The 16035-nt window shown below is 59.6% G+C and carries 14 protein-coding genes; 7 read left to right on the top strand and 7 right to left on the bottom strand.

Annotated elements, in window-relative coordinates; all coding sequences use genetic code 11:
- Positions 1-12 precede the first annotated feature (12 nt).
- Positions 13-1095, bottom strand: a complete 1083-nt coding sequence (locus WAW39_RS04365) for a ribonucleotide-diphosphate reductase subunit beta (protein ID WP_422316158.1) — start codon at positions 1093-1095, stop codon at positions 13-15.
- A gap of 365 nt (positions 1096-1460) precedes the next feature.
- Here WAW39_RS04365 and WAW39_RS04360 point away from each other — a divergent pair, with 365 nt between their 5' ends.
- From WAW39_RS04360 to WAW39_RS04350, 3 genes are read left to right on the top strand one after another with little or no spacing between them, the layout of a single operon-like run.
- Positions 1461-2105: an N-acetylmuramoyl-L-alanine amidase family protein gene (locus WAW39_RS04360; protein WP_422316156.1), complete on the top strand. Its 645-nt coding sequence runs from the start codon at positions 1461-1463 to the stop codon at positions 2103-2105.
- A gap of 42 nt (positions 2106-2147) precedes the next feature.
- Positions 2148-3554, top strand: a complete 1407-nt coding sequence (locus WAW39_RS04355) for an AAA family ATPase (protein WP_422316154.1) — start codon at positions 2148-2150, stop codon at positions 3552-3554.
- A 14-nt stretch (positions 3555-3568) separates the two neighbouring features.
- Complete coding sequence (locus WAW39_RS04350; RefSeq protein ID WP_422316152.1) at positions 3569-4864, top strand: tetratricopeptide repeat protein; 1296 nt, start codon at positions 3569-3571, stop codon at positions 4862-4864.
- Between the two features lie 6 nt (positions 4865-4870).
- On the opposite strand, the gene WAW39_RS04345 is transcribed toward WAW39_RS04350, so the two are convergent.
- Positions 4871-7909 (bottom strand): DUF7133 domain-containing protein, encoded by a 3039-nt coding sequence (locus tag WAW39_RS04345; RefSeq protein WP_422316150.1) that lies wholly within the window; start codon positions 7907-7909, stop codon positions 4871-4873.
- A gap of 139 nt (positions 7910-8048) precedes the next feature.
- Here WAW39_RS04345 and WAW39_RS04340 point away from each other — a divergent pair, with 139 nt between their 5' ends.
- Together WAW39_RS04340 and WAW39_RS04335 are read left to right on the top strand one after the other, a co-directional pair.
- Positions 8049-9281: a TMEM43 family protein gene (locus WAW39_RS04340; RefSeq protein ID WP_422316148.1), complete on the top strand. Its 1233-nt coding sequence runs from the start codon at positions 8049-8051 to the stop codon at positions 9279-9281.
- Between the two features lie 74 nt (positions 9282-9355).
- A complete protein-coding gene (locus WAW39_RS04335) occupies positions 9356-10645 on the top strand; it encodes a protein kinase domain-containing protein (RefSeq protein ID WP_422316146.1) in 1290 nt (429 codons plus the stop codon).
- 235 nt (positions 10646-10880) lie between these two features.
- Here the strand turns inward: WAW39_RS04335 and WAW39_RS04330 are convergent, their stop codons facing one another.
- Positions 10881-11912, bottom strand: coding sequence for a Gfo/Idh/MocA family protein (locus WAW39_RS04330; RefSeq protein WP_422316144.1), 1032 nt, complete (start codon positions 11910-11912; stop codon positions 10881-10883).
- Between the two features lie 46 nt (positions 11913-11958).
- Here WAW39_RS04330 and WAW39_RS04325 point away from each other — a divergent pair, with 46 nt between their 5' ends.
- Both WAW39_RS04325 and mobA read left to right on the top strand, forming a co-directional pair.
- Positions 11959-12414 (top strand): MOSC domain-containing protein, encoded by a 456-nt coding sequence (locus tag WAW39_RS04325; RefSeq protein WP_422316142.1) that lies wholly within the window; start codon positions 11959-11961, stop codon positions 12412-12414.
- Positions 12411-12995: a molybdenum cofactor guanylyltransferase gene (gene mobA / locus WAW39_RS04320; RefSeq protein WP_422316140.1), complete on the top strand. Its 585-nt coding sequence runs from the start codon at positions 12411-12413 to the stop codon at positions 12993-12995. The genes WAW39_RS04325 and mobA overlap by 4 nt, the downstream gene beginning before the upstream one ends.
- 29 nt (positions 12996-13024) lie before the next feature.
- Here the strand turns inward: mobA and WAW39_RS04315 are convergent, their stop codons facing one another.
- From WAW39_RS04315 to WAW39_RS04300, 4 genes are all read right to left on the bottom strand, one after another.
- On the bottom strand, positions 13025-13456 hold the full coding sequence (locus tag WAW39_RS04315; protein WP_422316223.1) for a GNAT family acetyltransferase: 432 nt from the start codon (positions 13454-13456) through the stop codon (positions 13025-13027).
- Positions 13457-13518: 62 nt separating this feature from the next.
- Positions 13519-13863 carry a DUF5329 family protein gene (locus WAW39_RS04310; protein ID WP_422316138.1) on the bottom strand — a complete coding sequence of 115 codons (345 nt, stop codon included), beginning with the start codon at positions 13861-13863 and terminating at the stop codon, positions 13519-13521.
- A gap of 54 nt (positions 13864-13917) precedes the next feature.
- Complete coding sequence (locus WAW39_RS04305; protein ID WP_422316136.1) at positions 13918-14643, bottom strand: 16S rRNA (uracil(1498)-N(3))-methyltransferase; 726 nt, start codon at positions 14641-14643, stop codon at positions 13918-13920.
- 157 nt (positions 14644-14800) lie between these two features.
- A partial coding sequence (locus WAW39_RS04300) for an aminopeptidase P N-terminal domain-containing protein (protein WP_422316134.1) occupies positions 14801-16035 on the bottom strand: 1235 nt, incomplete at its 5' end.

Here is a 16035-nt window from a genome sequence, read left to right as displayed (position 1 = left end):
GATCTAAAGAAATTAAAGATCGTCGTCGGAACAGGCGGCGAGCGCGGAGGACTTCTGGTAGTCGGTCACCTTGCCCTCAAAGAAATTTTGCTCCTTCTTGATGTCCATCAGCTCCGCCAGCCATGGCAGCGGATTGGTGATGCCCGGGTTCAGCGCCGGGAGACCGCAGCCGTCCAGACGACGGTCAGCGATGTAGTCGGTGTAGCGCTCAAATTCTTCCGCGCTCAGGCCCACGGCGTTCACCGGCAGGCAGTCACGGATGAATTCCTTCTCCAGCGCCACGCCTTCACGCATGATGTTGAGCAGTTCCTCACGGAAATCAGCGGTCCAGATGTCGGGGTTTTCCTCGATGAGGTCCATGAACAGATTGCGGAAGACTTCGATGTGGTTCGATTCATCGCGCAGCGTGTAGCGGAACATCTGGCCGATGCCGGGGAACTTGTTCTGGCGGTACAGGCTCAGGATCATGCCAAACAGGCCGTAGAACTGCGTGCCTTCCATGCACTGGCCAAAGACGAAGATGTTCTTGGCCAGGAGCTGCTTGTTCTCGAGCAGCGTGAGGTCCAGATCGCGGCGCAGGTTGTTGGAGTGCTTGGTGACGAATTCGTTCTTCCTCACGATCGTCGGGATCTGCTCAAACATCGCCTCGCACTCATGCGGGTTGATGCCCAGGGAGGAAATCATGTACAGCAGGGAATCCGCATGGATGTTCTCTTCATGGGCATGGCGGCCCAAAACGAGCTTCAATTCGGGGGCGGTCACCAGTTCGCGCACCACATGCTGCACGTTGTCACCCACGATGCCTTCAGCGGCGCTGAAGTAGCCAATGCCCATCATGATGATCCAGCGTTCATTCTGGGAAACCTCGTTGGAGCGCCATTGTTCCACATCCTTCTGCATCTGAATGTCTTCCGGCTCCCAATGGTTGGCCTTCATGATCCGATATAGGTCATAAGCCCACTGATATTTCAGTGGGAGAAGGTTGAATGTCATGCTCTTGCGACCATTGATCACCATCTTCGCTGCGAAGGCGGCCTCTGCTTTATCTTGATCGAGTGGGAACTCGCGATTGCCAATCTTGTAGATCTTTTCCATGACGGTTTCGTTGCAGAGTGAAGGGTGTTTATTAGAATTTTATCGAAAATGACAAATTATCCGGCATGCGTCATAAATTCTAGATAGGACGCGGACCGAGGCGGATCATGCACAAGATATAGTGTTTTGGCCAGATCTTTTTCCCATCCATTGTGCTAAAACGCGTTTCACACCGGAGATTCAAGGGTTCCACGGCGTAAAAATTTTCCACGCGTTAAAATGCCGTCCTTGAAGAGCGGAATTGAGAATCTTTGCATCCTTGCCCGAGCACGGCGAAAACCAAGGGAAACCAAAAACTACCTAAACTCGACAACGACATGGGACCGGAAGCGGATCTTGTCACGTAAACTGCTCATATTGAACCCATGAAATTCCGCCACATCGCCTGCTACACTCTTATTGCGGCCCTTTTGAGCTCCTGTTCGGTCATCGTTCCACAAGGCACTCCCCCCGGGGTCACGGTCGATTTGATACCGAGTGGCCGTTACGCACGTCGGAAGTATCGGCCCATGCGGCCCACCTACATCACCATCCATGCCACGGAGAACTATGCGCGGGGGGCCGGAGCCTATGCGCATGCTCAGATGATCAAAACCGGCGCGATCAAGGGGCGTCACAATGCCATCGGCTACATCGGTTGGCATTTCACCGTGGATGATCATTCCATCTACCAAAGCATGCCCACCAATGAGCGCGGCGAACACGCCGACTATGACGGCCCCGGCAATCGCACCTCCATCGGCATCGAAATGTGCGAAAACCGGGGCAATGACCGCGCCCGCACCCTGGACAAAACCGCGCGTCTCACCGCCTGGCTCATGAAGGAGTACAACATTCCTTTGAACCACGTCGTCCCGCATCAGCACTGGCTCATGATCCGCCACGATGACCATCGCAATCTCGGTCACAAAAACTGCCCGCACTTCCTGATGGAGCATGGTCGCCCGGGTGCCAAGTGGCAGGCCTACCTTGGCAGGATCGCGGCGTACCGGCGTGCGTTGGGAAATTAAATTACCTTGCCACCTCAGCCACCCCACGCAGGAGTCTGCCACATGGCTCAAAACCTCGATGCTCTTCGGCTAGCACTCCAACATTCGCCCGACAATGCGCCGCTGCTGATGCTTTTTGCGGACGCCTGCCTGGATGATGGCCTGCTGGATGAGGCTGAGCAGAGCTTTCAGCGTGTGTTGAAAGACGACCCTGCCCACGCAGACGCACGTCTGGGCCTCGCCCGTGTCGCTTTGCTGCAAGGCAAGACCTCTCAGGCCGCGGTGCGCGCCGAGCAGATCGTGGCCGACACACCCACTTGTGCCGCAGCCTATCTGCTGCTCGCACGCATTCACATCACTGAGGGCGAATTGCAAAAGGCCAAAGCGATGTATGACAAAGGCATCGCCTTGAACCGCTCCTTGGCGGACCCCGGGATCGAAAAAGATCTGCACGGCATCAAACCCTCCGGGGATGACAACTCAGGGCGCAAACGCGGGGCCATGACATCCAGCGGTACTCTCATCGAATCGGTGCAGGAGGAGAAAGACGACGATGACGGCCATCCGCGCGGTGGTGCCGCCTTTGATCTCGGACTGGCCGAATTCGGCAAGCCAGAGCTCAATTTCTCCAGCGTCGGCGGCATGGAGGCGCTGAAGGAGGAGATCCGAATGAAGATCATCTACCCGCTGAAGCACGCGGAGCTGTTCAAGGCCTACGACAAGAAAGTGGGCGGCGGAGTACTGCTCTACGGCCCGCCCGGCGTGGGCAAGACGCTCATCAGCAAGGCCACCGCCGGCGAGATCAATGCCAACTTCATCGCCCTGGGCCTGCACCAGATCCTCGACATGTGGATCGGCGGCTCGGAGAAAAACATGCACGAGGTCTTTGAGCTCGCTCGTCAGAACGCACCCAGCATTCTGTTCTTCGATGAAGTGGATGCGCTCGCCGCAGACCGCCGTGATCTGCGTCAAAGCGCCGGTCGCAATCTCATCAATGCCTTCCTCTCTGAAATGGATGGCGCGGAGTCGAACAACGACGGCGTGCTCATCCTCGGCGCCACGAATGCCCCCTGGCACATCGATCCCGCCTTTCGGCGTCCGGGCCGCTTTGACCGCACCCTGTTTGTGCCCCCGCCGGATGAAGCGGGGCGCGCCGCCATCATCGAAGTCATGGCGAAGAATAAACCGATCGGTGAACTCGATCCACGTGCGCTCGCCAAAAAAACCGACGGCTTCTCCGGTGCGGATCTCAAGGCGGTCTTTGATCTCGCCACGGAAGACGTGATGAACAAGGTCATGCGCACCGGCAAGGTCATCCCGCTGACCACCAAGGATCTCATCAAAGCCGCAGGCCGCCACAAGGCCACGACGAAGGCTTGGTTCGAGAGCGCGAAGAATTACGCGATGTATTCCAACCAAAGCGGCTTTTACGATGACGTCTTGAAGCACCTCGGCCTCATGAAGCGCTGAACCCCTGGCAGCGCATGTCTGACGATTTTCATCCCTCCCCAGATGCGGCCTTCGCCCGCGGTCGCCTGCTGCAAAGCCAGCACCGCACGCAGGATGCCATTGCCTGCTACAAGCAGGCGCTTGAGCTCGATGCGCATCACACGCTCAGCTACATCATGCTCGCGCTGTGCTGGATGCAGGAGGATGACACCGCGCCAAAGTCGATCGATGCGGCCCAGCGCGCCGTGGCGCTCGAACCGGAAAATCCCTTCGCCCGCAGCGTCCTGGCGCTCGCTTTGAATGCGAATGCCAAAGACGGCCAGAACGCCGCGATCAAAGCGGCGCTGCAGCAGGCTGAGGAAGCGGTGAATCTCGATCCCGACAGCGATTTCAGCCACGCCGTTCTCTCACGCCTGCACCTGCGTCTGCGTGATTACCCGAAAGCGGAAGCCTCGGCCCGTGCGGCGCTATCGCTCGACACCGAGAACACCATGGCCGCCGAGGTGCTCTCCGCCGCGCTGCTGCTGCAGAAGAAGGACGGCGACAACCAGGACCTCATCAAATACCAGCTGGAGCGCAATGCCGAAGACGACAGCGCACATACCAGCGCCGGCTGGATGGCCGTGATGAAGGGGGATCACAAAAAAGCCAACCAGCATTTCCTTGAGGCACTGCGGCTGAACCCCATGAATGAAAACGCGCGCCTGGGCCTCATCGAGTCCTTCCGTGCACGGTCATGGCCTTACCGCCTGCAGCTGAAGTTCGCGCACTTCATGAACCAGTTCACGGAAGGCCGGCAGACCGCCATCATGCTCGGTGGCTTCATCTGCTACAAGGTAGTCAGCAGCTACCTCAAGACCGTCTCGCCCATCCTCGGCGCGGTCGTTATTGGCGCATGGCTGATGTTCGTGCTGTGGGCGCATCTGGCGCGCGGATTGAGTTCGGCCTTCATTGTGATGGATCGTTTCGCGCGTGAGGCGCTGCGCCCACGCGAGTACTGGGAGGGCGTGGTGGTGGGCGGCCTGATCTTCGCCTCCATCTCCAGCCTCGTGCTCGGCTTTGCCTGGCATCTCGGGGCCGAGGGTGGATTTGCCGCCCTGACCTGCATCTTCGCCGCCGTGGTCAACGCCGCCGCCTTCACCAATGACCACTGGATTGGCCGCCACGTCTATGGCGTGGCAGCCGCGCTGGCCGGTGTGGGCGCTCTCTACGCTACACTGGATGTCTTTGCCGATCTGCACCTGCCCTTCGCCGGAGAATTCGGCACTCTGGCCCTCCTGCTCGGCGTCGCAGCCACCTGGCTGCGCGGCTTTGGCGTGTGGTATCGCTGAGGTGGATTATTTCTTCATCAGATACGCAAAAAAGTCCTTCAAATCCGCATCGCTCATGCCGGTGGTGAGGCCTTCGGGCATGAGGGAGATGGGGGAGGCGGTCATGGATTCGATGTCGGTTTGCTTGAGCGCGGTTTTGTTGTTGGCCATGTCTTTGATGACGATGCCCTTGGCGTCCTGCGCATCCATGAGGCCAGTGAGGATCTGGCCGCCCTTCGTTTTCACGATGTAGGCCCCGAAGCCCTCGCGGATTTCCATGCTGGGCATGAAGAGGTTGTCCAGCCAGAAGTCGGCGTTGCTGCGGTCATAGCCGGTGAGCTCGGGGCCGATCTGACCGCCTTCGCCAAAGAGCTTGTGGCAGATGAAGCAGCGGGCCATGAACTGGATCTTGCCTTTGTCGGCATTGCCCAGGCCGGTTTTGAGCACGGCCTTGATGCGCTCGGCTTCCTTCTTCTTTTCCGGCGTGGGGCCCGTGGCCAGCAGGCCCTTCCAATGCTTGTCGATGGCCGCATCAATCTCCGGATCTTTGTGCAGGCTGAGCTGGCGCACGATGTCCACGGTGAAGTGCTTGGTGGGAATCTTCCATTCATTCACGAAGTTCATCAGAATCTGCGCCCACTCCTTGCGCCCGGCCATCACACGCAGCGCATCTTCGCGCAGCGCCTTGTCTCCGGCGATTTGACCTTCCCAGCCAAGCAGCAGGGCCTCGGGGATGCGTTTGTCATCAAACTTGGCCGCTGCCTGGAGAATGCCGCGCTTGAGGCCCGGCGGGTTGGTGGCCTTCAAAATGTTCACCATCGGCATCACCGCTTCCTGCTTGCCGAGTTCAGCCAGCGTTTTCGCGATGGCGATGCGGGCGGTGCTGCTCGCCTTTTTGTCTTCCAGCAGCTTCAGCGCGCTCTTCAACGCATCCGCGCTGCCACTGCGCAGTGCCAGCGTGAGATCTCCGCCGCTCTGTTTCGCCATGTAATCATTGAGCGCCTTCGTGAGCGACTCCGGCAGCTTCGGCATTTCCGCACCTTCAAAGGCGGAGGCGATGCCAGCGATGAACTTGCCACGCAGGGTGTCGTCGTTTGTCAGCGCAAGCAGATCCGCGCAGGATTGGAAGTTCTCTTCGCCACCCGCCAGCGCATAGCGTTTCGCCAGCTTCTCAGCGAGGTTGTCGCGGAAGAGCGTGGTCTTGAGGAAGGCGGTGTCGCTCTTGAGGAAAGCGAAGACGGCGGCGCGTTCCTTCTCTGCCTTCGATTCAAGCGCCCACCATGCAAGCAGGGGCAGATGGCCGCTGATGTCTTCCGCATCGCCGGCCCACAGCAATGGAAGTGCAGATTGGGCTGGCAGCTTTTTGGCGCTCGCGAGGATTTGGGCGCGGACTTCGATGTTCTTTTCTTCTTTGACCCATTCCGCCAGATCAAGATGGGGTCTCGTCTTATCCCAATCTCCTTCGCCGATAGCTTTAAAAGCCCAGCGACGCACATAGGCATCACTATGACTTAGCAGTTCCAGGCAGCCTTCCAAAGGCAGGGCATGCAAACCATCCAGAGCCCACAGGGCATCCAAAGCATGAGGCTCCGTTTTGCTTAGCACCATCTCCACCAGTTTCGGCTTCAGCTCCTTCAAATCCCGCCACCCGATCTCCAGCACTGCCTGCTTCCGGAACCACTCGTTCGGATGGCTCAAATAACCGAGCAGCTCATCCCCACTCGCCTTGCTCAAATCAAACGGCTTCAACTTCGGCGCACCTGCCGCAGGCCGCACACGGTAGATGCGGCCGCTGGTCTTGTGCCAGTCGTCGATGGGACTGACGTGGCTGAGGCGGGTGTCGTACCAGTCGGCCATGTAGAAGCCTCCATCCGGGCCCACACCAGCCCAGACCGGGCGGAACCAGCGGTCCGGGGTGCTGAGAAGGTTTTCTTCATCCTTCGTGCGAAAGGTGGAGCCGTCGGCAATGCGCTCGCTGACATAGACAAGGTTATGCAGCGCGTTCGGGGCGATGATTTTGCCCTCGTAGGCGCTGCCGAGCAGGCCGCCTTCATACACGGTGAAAGCCTGCGGGAAGCGTTTGTTGTCGCCCTGATGCTGCATGTGCTCGAACCAGCCAAACGCATACGGATTGGTGAGCGGGCCGTGCTTGCCCCAGCCTTTGATACCGTAGCTGCCCTGCTCGTAGTGCATGCCGCGCGTGGCACCGTTCGTGCCGGAGAACAGGCGACCCTTGCTGTCGAAGTCGAGGCTGAAAGTGTTCCCGCCGCCCTCGGCGTAGATTTCGAAGGTCTTCTTTTTCGGGTGATAACGCCAGATGCACTGGCCCTCCCACTTCACATTCTTGGTGTTGGCGCTGCTGACGTTGCCCGTGGTTGTGCTGCCGTTGGCACCGTAAAGCCAGCCGTCCATGCCCCACTGCAGATTCGTGGCGACGCTATGCGTGTCTTCCAGGCCGAAGCCGCTGAGCTCCACTTCGGGCGTGTCGCTGTCAGGCTTCGCGTCAAAGTCAGCATCCGCATAGCTGAGCAGGTAAGGGGGATTCAGCACCCATATGCGGCCCATGCCGTGCAGTGCGGCACTGGCGATGTTCAGGCCGGTGATGACGTCCTCATGTTTGTCAAAAAAGCCGTCGCCATCCGTGTCTTCAAAAACGGTGATCTTGTCGGCCCCCTTTTCACCCCGTGGCGGCGGCAGCGGCACCTTGTCAAACTTGGCGCGCAGGTGCTGATCATAGCTGATGATCTTCAGCCCGGCGGGAAACTGATACTGGCGGTACTGCGTGACCCACATGCGGCCTTTGGAGTCCCAGCTCACATACAGCGGCTGTTCCACCACCGGCTCCGCGGCCATGAGGTCGATGGCCACGTCACTGCGTGTTTTGAATTTCTTCAGCGCCTCCTCGGGCGGCGTGGGCGGTGTGTCATCGCGCATCACCCCGCGTCCGGGGCGCGTTTCCATGATTTTCTTCACGGCCTCGTTGCCGGCGACGGCGTCGGGCTTGACATTCGGGTCCGCAGCGAGCGCAGAGCCACCGAGCAGGAGAAAAAGGAAACGCGTTTTCATGGGGTAGAGACTAACAAACGAAGCTGCGGCGGATTCTTGCCGCCTTGTCACTGGTTCCGGTATTTTCGTGTGACAGAAAAAAGTGGAAGCCGGGTGTTACTTTCGCTCCAATTTACGTAATCCACCCAATTAGAATACCATGGCTGACTCCTTTACTGAAGTGACTTCACAAAACTGGTTCAGCCGCATTGGCGAATCGATCAAAGGCATCCTGTTTGGCATCATAGTCATTCCCGTGACGATCGTTCTGCTCTGGTGGAATGAAGGCCGCGCCGTCACCACCGCGAACAGCCTGAAGGAAGGCGCTGCTGCCGTGGTGCATGTGGCCGCAGACAAAGTGGACCCTGCCAATGACAAGAAACTCGTGCATGTGACGGGAGACGCCAAGGCACCTGGCCCGGTGGTGGATGCGGATTACGGCCTCAGCGTGCCTGCGCTGCGGCTGGTGCGCACCGAAGAGATTTATCAGTGGGTGGAGAACAAGAAGACCGAGCAGAAGCAAAAAGTCGGCGGCTGTGAAGAAACCACGACCACCTACATCTACGACAAAAAATGGGTGGATGAGCCGGTGAAGTCTTCGGAGTTCAAAAAGCCCGAAGGCCACACCAACCAAGGCGACTTGATCTCCGGAAATGCCAACATCAGCGCCGAGAAGGTCACCCTGGGTGCGTTCGACGTGCCGGAAGACTTCGTGAAGCAGATGGGTAGCCCGATCAAACGTGCGGTCACGGATGCGGATCTGGCCACGCTGCCCGCGGATCTCAAAGAAGGCACGAAAATCCAGGACGGGGCCTTCTACATCGGCCCAAACCCCAAAGAGCCGAAGATCGGTGATGTACGAGTGTCCTTTGAAATCGTGAAGCCCGGCACCTTCAGCATCTTGGCGGCTCAGCTCGGTGACACCTTTGAGCCCTACCAGACCAAGGCCGGAGACGCGATCGATTCCATCGAAGAAGGCACCGTTAGCTCTGAAAAGATGTTCAAAGACGTCGCTAGAGCGAACACGATGGAGACCCGGCTGTGGAGCTTCCGGGGAAGCCTGGTTCTTCTTGTCACCCCGCAAACGGGAGCGAACACGATAGAAACCTGGCTGGTGCGCTTTTTCGGCTTCCTCTTCATGGCCTTCGGCTTCATGGCCATCATGAAACCGCTCAGCGTGCTGGGCAGTGTGATTCCCTTCATCGGCAACATCATCGGCATGGGCACGGGCCTGATCTCGTTTGTCCTGGCGGGTGCCATCTCCTTCCTGGTCATCGCCATCGCCTGGATCTTTGTCCGTCCGCTGCTGGGCATCGCGATGCTGGCACTGGCCATTGGCGCCTTCATTTACACCCGCAAGCTGGCGGCTGCCAGCAAGCCCGCCGCCGCTTGAGCAGGAAGGCCTAAATATACTCTAAGGTTTAAGGTTGTTGCTCCCGTGGTCAGGTGTGTCACAGTACCTGACTGATGCGACTTACCAGCAGCACCGCCGCTCCCCTCGTGACTCGTTCCGCGCCGCCTTCGTCGCAGGAGCTGTCCGCCATGATGCCCTTCGGGCGTTATTCGGTGCAGGCACAGGTGGGCATCGGCGGCATGGGGACCGTGTATCGTGGCACGCAGCTCAGCCTCGGCCGGCCCGTGGCCATCAAGGTGCTGCGCGTGAGCGACGGGTATGACTTCGCTTTTGAAGACCGCTTTCGCCGTGAGGCGCGGGCCATGGCCACGCTGAACCACCCGAACATCGTCGCCATCTATGACTATGGCCACATCGGCACCGACTTCCTGTTCTTCGTCATGGAGTTCGTCGATGGCACCGATCTCGGCGAAATCATGCGCACTGGCCGCATGACGCGTGAGCTCGCGCTGCAGTTGCTGCCGCAAATCTGCGCCGGGCTCGAATACGCGCACTCCAAAGGCATCGTCCATCGTGACATCAAGCCCGCGAACATCATGCTCACGCGCCAGGGCGAGGTGAAGATCACCGACTTCGGTCTGGCCAAGGACGTCATGCGCGCGCCTTCGATGGTCACCGAAACGCACATGGTCATGGGCACGCCGGAATACGCCGCACCGGAGCAGTTCAATGCGCACCGGGACGTCGATCATCGTGCCGACATCTATGCCTTCGGCGTGCTGATGTATCAGATGCTCACGGGAGCACTGCCACGCGGCTCCTGGCAGCCACCTTCGACCTTGCTGCATGGCCTGGATCCCCGTTTCGACGCCGTCATCATTCGTGCCTTGATGACGGATCGTGAGCATCGCTACCAGTCCATGGGCGACATGCGCCGCGTGATCGAGGCGGCATCGGTGCCTGCGGCTCATACTCCCAGTCGACCGCTGCCGGTCGCCAAACCCTCTGCCGGACGCATCCTGCTGCTCGAAGACGATCTCATGGTGCGCGATCTGATGCGCCGTGCCTTGGAAAAAGCGTCATTTGAAGTCGTTGAAACCGGAGACGGTAAGGAGACTGTGCGCCAGTATCAGGAAGCCATGCAGCAGGGCCGCCCCTACGACCTCGCCATTCTCGATCTCACCATTCCCGACGGCATGTGCGGCCGGGAAACCATGCTCTATCTTCGTCGCCTTGATCCACAAATCCTAGCCATCGTCTCCTCCGGCTATCGGGATGATGCCGTGATGAAGGACTGCGCCGCCTACGGCTTTGCCGCAGCGCTGCCAAAGCCCTACCAGGTCGAAGGCCTGCTGCACGTCGTGAACGGCGCCCTCGCCGTGGGCCGCCGGCGCATGGCGTGATCTCATGCCGTAGGACGGTTGTGGCGCAAGCCCGCCCGTCTGCGAGCGTAGTGCAGACACTGTGGCGTGCGAACGTCCTCGAAGTCGGGCGGTTTGGCGGAGGAGGCGATGGAAGATGACAGGGTATCGACGCCAAACACACCCACCCTACGCCCAGGTGCCGCGCGCTGCCCGCCTGTTCGAGAACAGGTCTGCTGAGACTGGATGACAGACCGGTTTTAAACAGATCATGGTATTACACCACGCGCACCGCAGCCTGGGCATCCATGGCCTGCCACACGCCATGCACCACACGCATGTAGTTCATGCCTTCACCAAAATCCGGCCTGGGTCGCGGGGCTTTCGGATCACGAACAGCAGCGATGAAATCTCGCTCCACCGTCCAGCTGCGCTGCAGCTCGGTGGGAACCGGCACTGACTCCAGCTTGCCGCCGCGTTTGCCCAGCTGAAGATCATCCGTGGCGAAGTCATAGCTCAGCGTGCCTTCGGAGCCGAAGATCCACAGCTTGTCCGTCGGCGCATGCGCGGCCACGCCGCTGAAGAGCATGGTGGCCTCGATGCCGCTGCGGAATTTGGCCATCACGTGGACGAAATCCGGAATATCCACCTCCACGCCCGCGCGTTCCGGGATCACCACATTGCCGCGTGCCTCCACTTCCAGGATGTGGCCGAGCCACTGCTGCAGCACCTCGGTGTAAATGCCCAGCGTGAGGATTTGAATGCCGCTCAAGTCCGACTGCTGCCGCCAGTGCGCGGGCTTGGCCGCATCCAGCCAGGCATCATTGAAACTGTGCAGCAGCACCTGATGCGGCGTGCCGATGGCCCCTTCCGCGAGCAGCTTCTTCACCAGCTCACCCCCATGCATGCCCTGCGGTGCCGGGCAGATCGCGGTGACGAGTTCCGGATAACGCATGGACGCCTCCCACATCTGGTTCGCCTCCGGCAGAGAGGCCGCCATGCGTGCCTGCGTGAAGACATGCTTCCCGTGCTGCAGCGCGTAGCAGGTCATCTCCGCATGCATGTAGGGGTGTGTGCCGATCCAGACCACATCCACCTCATCGCTCGACGCCACTTCTTCCCAGCGCTCCACCGCCTTGGCTTCCGGGGCAAACTCACGGCAAAAAGCCTCGGCACTTTCCAGCGAGCGGTTCGTCACCTGGGTGATCTGCACATTCGGGATCGCCCGCAGGCCGGGCATGTGGCGGGATTTGACGATGCCACCGGCGCCGATGATGCCGATGCGGATGGGTTGCTCAGTTGCGGTCATAGACGTATGGATTGGGCACACCTTGGAGCCAACATTCAAGCCCCGCATGCAAATCCTGCACATCTTCCTTTCTCCGGAGCACATCTACGTCGGTCATCACGGCCAGCCACCCGGCACCACGCCCATGATCGAAGTGCCGGAGGCAGAATGTGTGGCTGGCAAAGGCCTGCGTGGTGACCGCTATTTCGGCTGGAAGGAGGACTTCAAAGGGCAGGTCACCTTCTTTGAGCACGAGCAGTACGAGCGCCTCTGCGAACAGTTCAGCGCCATGGGCGTGCCGCCCTCCGTCTTTCGACGCAACATCATCACCAAGGGCATCGACCTCAACACCCTCATCGGCACCGAATTTGAAGTGCAGGGTGTGCGTTTTCTCGGCACGCAGGAGGCCGCTCCCTGCCACTGGATGAACCAGGCCTTCGCCGAAGGCGCCGAAGCTGCGCTCAAAGGCCACGGCGGCCTGCGAGCCAAAATTCTGAGTGACGGCATCCTCCGCAAATCATGACCACACCCTTCGCCGCCGCATTGCTCGCCGGGGGTCGCTCCACCCGGATGAAACAGGACAAAGCCCTGCTCCACTGGCATGGGCAGGATTTGTGGCAGGCCCAATTGCACAAGCTGCAGTCGATCGGTGCCGCTCGCGTGCTGCTCTCCTGCCGGCGTGAACAGCCCTTGTTTGTCAGCCCCAGCGATGAAGTCGAAGTCATCCATGATCCCGACGGCGCGGATGACGGTCCGCTGGGTGCCATCACCCGTTGTTTGGAGCAGGTGCAGATGCCGCTGCTCGTCCTCGCCGTGGACATGCCCTGGATGACCGCCGCCTTTCTGCGCGAGCAGCTTCACCAGCACGAGAGCCCGGAGAAGGGCTGGTTCTTTCGTGGTCCGCACGGCGATGAAACCCTCGCCGGTCTCTACGTCCCCGCCATGCTGCCGCTCATGCGGGAGTCGCTTTCCAAGAAAGACTTCAAGCTCCAGCACATCATAGAGACCGCCGTCCATTCGGGTCTGGCCATCACGCATGCCCTCGGAGACGAGCAGATGCCCTTTTTCCACAACGCGAACACGCCGGCGGATTTAAGGCATTAAGGCACCAGTCATTGCCTTCGGGCTTCGGCTCACCGTTCAAAGGGCTCATCCACCACCAGGCGCTTGCCCAGGCTCACGACATCATCAATGGCAAATCCGAGCCGTTGGTAAAACTCAATCACCTGGGCGTTTGTCGTGCGCACCTGCAGATTGATTTTGGGGCAGCCCAGCTGGCGCAGCAGGTCTTCAGCGTGCCGCATGAGGGCGCGTCCGTGGCCCGACTTTTGCAGATGCGGAGCCACGGCCAGATAATTGATCCAGCCTCGATGACCCTCATATCCAGCCATGACGGTGGCGATCACCTGCGAGTCCAGCACCCCCACAAGAAACAGCTCGGGAGAGTCAGCGAGTTTGCGCTGGATGTCCGCACGCGGATTGTTCTGCGGTTTCACCAGTCCGCAGGAAGTCCACAGGTCAATGACCTGGTCCTCATCGGCAGGCTGGTAGCTGCGGACCTCCATGCAGCGTAACATGGCCTGAAGCCCATGCCGCTGCAAGTGCGGGCCTGCCTGCACTCCTCAGCTCACTGTTTCTTCAACTGTGCCGTCAGATACTCCCCGCACGGCGTCTCTTTCCCGTCCTTGAAGCGGATCAAATAAGCCTTGCCCGAAGTGCCTGAGGCGGAGGCCACCTTCGCAATGAAATCCGTCGCGGTCTTCACCTCCTTGTCATTCCGCTCCCATTTGGCCCGGAGAAACTTGGCCGCATTCGCCGCGCTGTAGTCGCTGCCATTCCTGACGAACGTGGCGTTTTCGAGCCCCTGAATGTGCGTGATCAGCGTCTCGATCTTCGCCTTCTCCGCCGGCTCAGCTGCGGGCAGCGTGACAAAGAAACAGAGAAGGCAAAAAAGCTGGAGGATGAGTTTCATTGTAAGGGTGGTAACCTTTTAAACGCACCTGCTCAGACAAAAGGATGTCCAGATTCAACGCAGCTCATGCCCCAGTATTGCCAGCGTGGCGATGCTGGCAGTCTCGGCACGCAGGACCAAAGGCCCCAGCGTCACTGGTACAAACCCTGCCGCAAAAGCCTGTGCCTCTTCTTCCGCCGTAAAATCACCCTCGGGGCCGATCAAGACGGCCACGCTGCTCGGTTTGTCCGCAGGCAGCGCTTGTTTGAGCGTGCGCGAGTGCTCGCTGAGTGCAGGGATAAGCTTGAGTCCGGCTTCAAACTTCACCCCCGCAATGAACGCAAGAGGCGCGTGAAGTTCAGGCACGAACGGCGTGTGGCATTGCTTCGCGCTTTCAATCATGTGCCGCCTCCATTTGGCCAGCTTCTTCTCCGTCTGTGCCGCATCGAGATGGATCACCGTGCGCTCCGTGATGATGGGCTGGATGCTCGCGGCACCGAGTTCCACCGCCTTTTCCAGCAGCCACTCAAAAGGCTCAGCTTTGATCAGCGCAGGCAGCAGATGAATCGACGTCTGAAACGGTTCAACTCGCGTTTCAGCGGTGATTCTGGCCTGCACGGTCGATTTGGTCACGTGCGTGATCTCGCAAACGGCCACTCGTCCCGCACCATCAAAGATCTCGATGGTGTCGCCCGGCTGCTTGCGCATCACGCGGCCACAATGCTGCGCTTCATCGCCGGTCAGCGTGAGATGCGGCGTGGTCCAGTCGGAAGCAGAAATGTGAAAGCGGGGGAGAGACATGGGAAATGACGAATGACGAATTCAGAGCCGAGCGAAGCGAGACAGCCAGCACCGCGAAGCGTGTGCTGTCCCGAAGGGGTGAGCAGAGCGAAGCAATGACGAATAAATGACCGATCTTCGCAATGAGAACCATTCGTCATTCGACATTCCGCATTCGTCATTTTCCCTGCATCAGCGCTTCAATCTCATCCGCTTCGATCGGAATATGCGCCATGAGATCCATGTTTTCGTGTTCACCGATGAAGATGTTGTTCTCCAGGCGGACGCCGAGTTTTTCCTCCCGGATGTAGATGCCGGGCTCCACGGTGAAGACCATGCCGGGCTGCACGGGCTTCCACATGTGGCCCACGTCATGCACGTCGATGCCCAGCGGATGCGAGGTGCCATGAGGGAAGTATTTTTTATACGCCGGCTTGTCGGGGTCCTGCTTGGCGATGTCCTCCTCCGTGATCAATCCGAGGCCGAGCAGCTCCTTTTCCATCAGCTTGCCCACCTCCTCCTGATACTCGCGAATGATGACGCCGGGGCGCAGCATCTGGCAGCACTTTTTGAAGACACGCAGCACGGCGTCATAGACCTGGCGCTGGCGCGGCGTGAACTTGCCGTTCACAGGAATCGTGCGCGTGAGGTCGGCGTTGTAGTTGCCGTAGTTCGCCGCCACATCGAGCAGCAGCATCTCACCGTCCTGACACTGGCAGTGGTTGGTGATGTAATGCAGCACGCAGGCGTTCGCACCGCTGGCGATGATGGGCGTGTAGGCAAAGCCGCGCGCACGCTGGCGGATGAACTCATGGGACAGCTCCGCCTCGATCTCGAACTCCTGCACTCCCGGCTTCACAAACTTCAGCAGGCGGTCAAAGCCATCGCCCGTGATGCGAATCGCTTCGTTCAGCGCCGTGATTTCATGCGGGCTCTTGATCACGCGCAGCTCGTGCATGAGTTGCGCCAGACGGCGGAAATCGTGCAGCGGATACTCACGCTGGCAGCGCTGCGTGAAGCGCATCTCCCGCGTTTCCGTGGGGATGGTGGCACGGGGGTGCTCGTTTGAGTTGAGGAAGACATGGTCCGCCTGGCACATGACGGCGCGGAACTGCACCTCAAAGTCCTCCAGCCAGTGCACGCGTGAGATGCCGCTGCGCTCCTTCGCCTGCTCCTTGCTGAGCTTCTCGCCCTCCCACACCGCGATGTGCTCGTTCGTCTCGCGCACAAACAGCATCTCCCGCTGCTTCGGATCCGCCGCATCCGGATACAGCACCAAAATCGTCTCCTCCTGATCCACGCCGCTCAGATAAAACAGATCGCTGTTCTGCACAAAGCTGAGCGAACCGTCCGCATTCGTCGGCAGCACGTCATTGGCATGAACGATGACCACCGACTGCGGCGGCAGCTTGG

This window comes from Prosthecobacter sp. (genome assembly GCF_049294395.1).
GTDB lineage: Bacteria > Verrucomicrobiota > Verrucomicrobiia > Verrucomicrobiales > Verrucomicrobiaceae > Prosthecobacter.
This window is presented reverse-complemented; position numbering and strand designations above follow the sequence as displayed.

What these genes read in the sequence shown, in the direction of transcription:
- WAW39_RS04340 (WP_422316148.1), top strand. Translation starts at nt 8,049, where the DNA reads ATGGCTGACTCCTTTACTGAAGTGACTTCACAAAACTGGTTCAGCCGC.
- WAW39_RS04330 (WP_422316144.1), bottom strand. Translation starts at nt 11,912, where the DNA reads ATGACCGCAACTGAGCAACCCATCCGCATCGGCATCATCGGCGCCGGT.
- WAW39_RS04365 (WP_422316158.1), bottom strand. Translation starts at nt 1,095, where the DNA reads ATGGAAAAGATCTACAAGATTGGCAATCGCGAGTTCCCACTCGATCAA.
- WAW39_RS04325 (WP_422316142.1), top strand. Translation starts at nt 11,959, where the DNA reads ATGCAAATCCTGCACATCTTCCTTTCTCCGGAGCACATCTACGTCGGT.
- WAW39_RS04315 (WP_422316223.1), bottom strand. Translation starts at nt 13,456, where the DNA reads ATGGAGGTCCGCAGCTACCAGCCTGCCGATGAGGACCAGGTCATTGAC.
- WAW39_RS04355 (WP_422316154.1), top strand. Translation starts at nt 2,148, where the DNA reads ATGGCTCAAAACCTCGATGCTCTTCGGCTAGCACTCCAACATTCGCCC.
- WAW39_RS04345 (WP_422316150.1), bottom strand. Translation starts at nt 7,909, where the DNA reads ATGAAAACGCGTTTCCTTTTTCTCCTGCTCGGTGGCTCTGCGCTCGCT.
- WAW39_RS04350 (WP_422316152.1), top strand. Translation starts at nt 3,569, where the DNA reads ATGTCTGACGATTTTCATCCCTCCCCAGATGCGGCCTTCGCCCGCGGT.
- WAW39_RS04310 (WP_422316138.1), bottom strand. Translation starts at nt 13,863, where the DNA reads ATGAAACTCATCCTCCAGCTTTTTTGCCTTCTCTGTTTCTTTGTCACG.
- mobA (WP_422316140.1), top strand. Translation starts at nt 12,411, where the DNA reads ATGACCACACCCTTCGCCGCCGCATTGCTCGCCGGGGGTCGCTCCACC.
- WAW39_RS04335 (WP_422316146.1), top strand. Translation starts at nt 9,356, where the DNA reads ATGCGACTTACCAGCAGCACCGCCGCTCCCCTCGTGACTCGTTCCGCG.
- WAW39_RS04360 (WP_422316156.1), top strand. Translation starts at nt 1,461, where the DNA reads ATGAAATTCCGCCACATCGCCTGCTACACTCTTATTGCGGCCCTTTTG.
- WAW39_RS04305 (WP_422316136.1), bottom strand. Translation starts at nt 14,643, where the DNA reads ATGTCTCTCCCCCGCTTTCACATTTCTGCTTCCGACTGGACCACGCCG.